Consider the following 5664-nt stretch of genomic DNA (forward strand, 5'->3'; position numbering starts at 1 on the left):
GCGCAAAAGCATCAAGTGTCGCCTCCAGCTTGGCGGCTTGCGACGCAGACACCTTGAGCTTGCAGGAGATAGTCAGGACTTGGGGTATGCCCCTATCTTTTTATTGTTGTCCGGCTTCTCGCATTCCTCCCGACACAAGGACTCCGTCCCGCTCCACGACTGGCTACGCCAGAGCGCGGGCCTCCTGCGGTTTCTAGCTGAAGAGACTGCACAATTGGGTTCAGCCGGGGAAGTTCCTTCTGCCTGCTTCTCTCACCAAAGGATGCTGCTGGGATTTTCCCGGCTTGCTCTTCTTAGTAGCCGACACTCACGAGGAAACCCAAGGCTTTTGCCCGGAGGCTGGTCTTGTTGCCCTGTGGAGCAGAAAGTTTTGGTCTGTTCAGCGCAAGGGGAAGGTCAGGCGGCAGCGGGTTTTGAAGCTGTCATCAGCTTAGGGCTCCCGTTGTGCCCGTTCAGGGCAGCGGGTGAGCCGGGCTTTTTCTCATCCTCCGACAACAATAGGTCGCGGATAAGCCGAGCTGCCGAGCGTTGCAACCAGCGGGAGGCCAATTGCCGGCCCAGTTGCTGGGCCTCCGGCTTGGTAGCTATCTTGGCAACAATGGGCAAAAGCTGTAGTGGCTGAAAGGCGGGGTTGCTGCTGAGGATTTCCCACAGGCGTTGCAAATGAGCCAGGCCGTCTGCGGTTCCGTTCCCCGAGCTGGAGAAAAGCACATCCACCAGCCGCTCCCGCAAGAAGGCCCCCCGTTCGGAAAAGATAAAATCGATGGCCTTTTCCAGGGATCCCTGCAGGTCGAAGTCTTCGCTGTTGGCGGCGTTGCGCAGCAGGTTCTCCAGGCGGTTCCAGCGAAATTGCCCTTGGTTAAACAGCAGCTCCCGCAGCGAGGTGCGCAGCTCTGGGGCCGGGTCGGTGAGCAGGCGCTGGGCCACATAGGGATAGGCTACGCTCAACACCTTGAAATTGGGATCCAAACCAATGGCGATCCCCTCCAGAGTGAGCAAAGAGCGGATGATCAGGGCGTAGTAGGCGGGCACACGGAAGGGAAAATCGTACATCACTCCCGAGAGCCTATCCGTGATGCTTTTAAAATTCAGCTCGGCCACGGAGCTGCCCAGGGCCTCGGCAAAGACAGCTTCCAAAGCAGGGATGATGGGGGTGAGATCGGTATTGGGATCCAGGAACTCCAGATCCACGTAGTCCTGTGCCAAGGCAACAAAATCCCGGTTCACCAAGTGGACGATGGCCTTGATCAGGCCGTAGCGCTGGTGGGGCTGGATGGTGCTCATCATCCCAAAGTCGATGTAGGCCAGCCGCCCGTCGTACATGGCCAAGAGGTTGCCCGGATGGGGGTCGGCGTGGAAAAAGCCATGCTCCAAAAGCTGCTTAAGGGAGCAGTTAACCCCAATCTCGATCAGGTGCCGCCCGTCCAAACCTGCCGCAGTGATCTTGTCAAGCTGGGTTAGCTTGATGCCGTCAATCCACTCCATCGTCAGCACCTTGGTGCGGGTGTACTGCCAATAGATTTTCGGGGCGTAGATGGAGGGGTGGCGGTACAGCTCCAGGAAGCGCTCGGCATTGCGGCCCTCTTGGGTGTAGTCCATCTCCTCGTAAAGCCGCCCAGCGAACTCATCCACAATGCCCACCAAGTCGCTGCGGATGCGGCGGAAGGTGCGCTTGGCCCAGGCGGCCAGACTGCGGATGATGTACATGTCCAGGGAAATGCGCCCGATCAAATCGGGCCGCTGCACCTTGACGGCGACTTTCTCCCCTGTGTGCAGATAGGCCTGGTAAACCTGCCCCAGGCTGGCAGCGGCAACCGGCTCCGGGCCAATCTCGCGAAAGATCTGCTCTACCGGTTGGCCAATTTGCGACTCAATGAGGGCAAAGGCGGTGGCATTGTCGAAGGGGGGCAGCTCATCCTGAAGCTTGGCCAGTTCTTCCAAAAAAAGAGGCGAGACCAGATCGGGACGGGTGGAGAGGGCCTGGCCGATTTTGATAGCTGTCGGCCCCAATTGCGTGAGGATCTCCCGCAGCCGTGCCGCGTGCTTAGGCCGATTTTTCAGCTCCACCCCTCGCCAGCGATCCCAAAACACCCAGGCCAACAGGCCCAAAAAGGGGGTGATCAACTGGAATAGACGCCCCAGCACCAGATCCCAGCGTCCCCGGTATTGCTCAGCCACTTGCTCCGGGTTGTAACGCAGGGCTGGCTGCGACGGAGGGAAAACAGCCTCAGGCCCCGCCGCTGCCGAACTCAGGCGATGCTGTGTTGCCACGGGTTTGGTTACTGCTGGTGTTGACGGTGTTGCGCCCATAGAAGCCCCAACGGATCTCGTAACACATCTTAACTTGCTGGCTCGGGTGCGGTGAAAATGGTCTTCTCGCCAAACCTGCGGCCGAACTCAGGCGAAAAGTAACACCCAACCGCTCGAGGGAAGCCTCATAGACGAAAGCTTTGTGTCTGAGGCGGATCCCTTACGGTTGCTTTCCGTGAGGACTTGCAAGCCCAAGACTGTGAGCGGGACAGCCTCAAGAGGGGCTTTACGGCGCTCTTTGATAGGGATTAAGATACGGCTGCAAACCGATACCAATTGGTGTGATCCTAGGCAAGGGATCTGCCACTATGCATGCAAGCTTCCTTCCCCACCGTTTTATGGGTTGATGGCTACAACATTATCGGAGCTTGGCCCAACCTAAAGAAGTTGGCACGTTGCTCCCTGATGGACTTGGCGCGTCTGCGCCTGGTGGAGTCTTTGGCCAGCTACGTGGCTTTCCGCGGCTACCGGGCAACTGTGGTGTACGACGCCTATACCCAGTTCACTCCCGCCCGACAGGAGCGCTCTCCCTCCGGCATCGAGATTCTCTATACCGCTTATGGGGAAACTGCCGACGCTTGCATCGAGCGGCTCTGCGCTCAGTTGCAAGCAGATACCTATCGGGTACGGGTAGCCACCTCAGATCGTGTCCAGCAGTGGGTGATCGGCGGCTACAACGCAGAATGGATCTCGGCAGAACAACTGTGGGCGGAAGTGCAGGAGGCCCAAGAGCAGATCCGGTGCATCAAGCCCAAGCGCCTACCGAGCAGGCGGGGTATTGATTCCTACTTGGACGCAGAGACCCTCTCTCGCCTAAACCGCTGGCGACTCTCCGGTCGGGATCCCATACATTAACTGGCGAGGTGCTCTGAGGCAAACCTGATACCGGAGCAGGGTCTCTCCCACACTGGTTGATATGGGTTGCCTAGGTCGCCAAAGCCCTTCTCAGGGTAGGCAAAAGCGGGATTTGGCTTCAGAGATCCAGATCTGCTTTAATGTAGCGAATGTAGTGAAGCCCTGTTCTCTCCTTTGGGAGCTCATTCTAGGAACCCGACTATGGCAGATGGCGAATACAAGCCTGGGCTAGAAGGCGTTCCGGCCACGCGTTCTAACATTAGTTTTGTCGATGGCCAGGCAGGGATCCTGGAGTATCGGGGCATCCCCATTGAGGAACTGACGGCCCACAGCACCTTTTTGGAGACGGCCTATCTGCTGATCTTCGGCAAGCTGCCGACGCAATCCGAGCTGGACAACTTTGATCAGGCCGTCCGCAGCCATCGGCGGGTCAAATACCGCATCCGCGACATGATCAAGTCGTTTCCTGAGTCGGGCCACCCGATGGATGCCCTGCAAACCTGCGTGGCAGGCTTGGGGATGTTCTATCCAGTGCGGGAGGCGGATCCCGACTATGTGTTTGGCACGGTTACCCGTCTGCTCGCCAAGCTGCCGACCATGGTGGCCATGTTTCACCAGATGCGCCAGGGTAACGATCCCATCCCCCCCGACGACAGCCTGGATCATGCCGCCAATTTTCTCTACATGCTCTCCGGCAAGAAGCCGGATCCCTGGCTGGCCCGCATCTTCGATACCTGTCTGATCTTGCACGCCGAACACACGGTCAACGCCTCTACCTTTGCCCTGCTGGTAAGCGCCTCTACCCTGGCCAGCCCCTACAGCAGCCTGGCCACGGCGGTGGGCACCCTTTCGGGGCTGTTGCATGGGGGAGCCAACCAACAGGTGATGAGGCTGTTGCGGCAAATCGGCTCGGTGGAAAATGTGCGCTCGTTTATCGAAGAGAAGCTGGCCAAAAAAGAGCGCATCATGGGCATGGGCCATCGCGTTTACAAGGTGAAGGATCCGCGCGCCACCATTCTGCAGCGGCTGGCCGAGGAGCTGTTCGAGCGCTACGGCCACGACAAGTACTACGACATCGCCCTGGAAGTGGAGCGGGTGTGTGCGGAGCTGCTGGGGCCCAAAGGAATTTACCCCAACGTGGACTTCTACTCGGGGTTGGTCTACGCCAAGCTAGGGATCCCGGAAGATTTGTTTACGCCGGTATTTGCCATTGCCCGGGTGGCGGGTTGGCTGGCCCATTGGCGGGAGCAGTTGTCGGATAATCGGCTCTTCCGACCCACCCAGGTGTACACAGGTGAACGCCAGCAACGCTACATCCCCATCGAGGAGCGGGGTTGAGAGCGGTTTGACAGAGCACTGGGCCGGGATCCAAACTCAATAGAGCCCAAATGCGTGGGTGAGGTGGTGCGTTGAGCCCTTTGGATTCTCCCCTTTGGCGAGACGGGTTCACCCTCTTCTTGAGCATTGTGGTGCAGGCCATGCCGTTTTTGCTCTTGGGGGTGTTTCTCTCCGGGCTGATGGCCGTGTTCGTAGAGGGATCCCAGTTGGCTCGTTTCCTACCCAAAGGCAAAATCGGCAGCGCGGTAGCCGGTGGCGCCCTGGGGTTCTTTTTTCCGGTGTGCGAATGCGGCAATCTGCCCGTGGCCCGGCAACTGGTGATCAAAGGGATCCCACCCTATGTGGCGGTGGCTTTTTTGTTGGCAGCGCCGGTGTTTAACCCGGTCGTGATCTTCTCCACGTGGATTGCCTTTCGCAGCATGCCGGAGCTGGTGGTCTACCGGGTTCTTTTTTCTTTTGGCATTGCGGTGGCCATCGGCTTGCTCTTCAGCGTGCAAAAAGATCTGGAGCCTTTGTTGCAACCGGCGGTCTGGCGAGAGCTGCAGCGCAACCCCTGCCAAGAGGCAGCTCTGAAAAGCACCTCCTGCTCGCCGTTGTTGCAGGGGGGCACCTTTTGGATTGGATCCCAGGGCCATGCTCAAGGGGCTGCTGGCGGATCCCTGGCCACTCTGCAGACTGCCGAAGAGGTGTATCGGGCAGCGCTGGCCGCTGCCCCTGCTCTCTCTTGGCGGCAAAAGGGATTGTTGCTGCTGCAAACCTGGGCTAGAGAGATTCGCGAGCTGGGATCCGTGCTCATCCTGGGCTCGGCAATAGCGGCCTTTGTGCAGACGGTGATCCCGCGTTCGTTTGTTCTAAATTATGGCCAAGATGAACTGGTCTCGATCCTGATCATGATGGCCCTGGCCGGGATCATTTCTATCTGCTCGACGGTGGATGCCTTTTTTGCCCTCTCCTTTGCCGCCACCTTCACGCCGGGATCCCTGTTGGCCTTTATGGTGTTTGGGCCGATGGTGGACTTGAAGGCTATTGGCTTGATGCTGACTTTGTTCAGGCCCCGCGCCATTTTCTACTTGGTGCTCCTGACTTTTCAGTTCACTTTAGTAGGGGCTTTGGCCATCAATTACTGCGCCAGTTAACTCGCCTGCTCCTGCATTTGCTCAA

4 protein-coding genes are annotated in these 5664 nt (G+C 58.4%); 3 read left to right on the forward strand and 1 reads right to left on the reverse strand.

What is annotated here, in order from left to right; all coding sequences use genetic code 11:
- Positions 1 to 396: 396 nt before the first annotated feature.
- Positions 397 to 2310 carry an ABC1 kinase family protein gene (locus NW852_RS10840; RefSeq protein ID WP_414366619.1) on the reverse strand — a complete coding sequence of 638 codons (1914 nt, stop codon included), beginning with the start codon at positions 2308 to 2310 and terminating at the stop codon, positions 397 to 399.
- A 312-nt stretch (positions 2311 to 2622) separates the two neighbouring features.
- On the opposite strand from NW852_RS10840, the gene NW852_RS10845 reads away from it, so the two are divergent.
- The 3 genes from NW852_RS10845 to NW852_RS10855 all read left to right on the forward strand — a co-directional run bounded on the left by NW852_RS10845 (position 2623) and on the right by NW852_RS10855 (position 5639).
- Positions 2623 to 3165, forward strand: a complete 543-nt coding sequence (locus NW852_RS10845; protein WP_414366617.1) for an NYN domain-containing protein — start codon at positions 2623 to 2625, stop codon at positions 3163 to 3165.
- Positions 3166 to 3366: 201 nt separating this feature from the next.
- Positions 3367 to 4503: a citrate synthase gene (locus tag NW852_RS10850; RefSeq protein WP_414366615.1), complete on the forward strand. Its 1137-nt coding sequence runs from the start codon at positions 3367 to 3369 to the stop codon at positions 4501 to 4503.
- A gap of 80 nt (positions 4504 to 4583) precedes the next feature.
- Positions 4584 to 5639 (forward strand): permease, encoded by a 1056-nt coding sequence (locus NW852_RS10855; protein ID WP_414366614.1) that lies wholly within the window; start codon positions 4584 to 4586, stop codon positions 5637 to 5639.
- The last annotated feature ends 25 nt before the right edge of the window (positions 5640 to 5664 follow it).

The organism is Synechococcus sp. H60.1 (assembly GCF_047462335.1).
Lineage (GTDB): Bacteria > Cyanobacteriota > Cyanobacteriia > Thermostichales > Thermostichaceae > Thermostichus.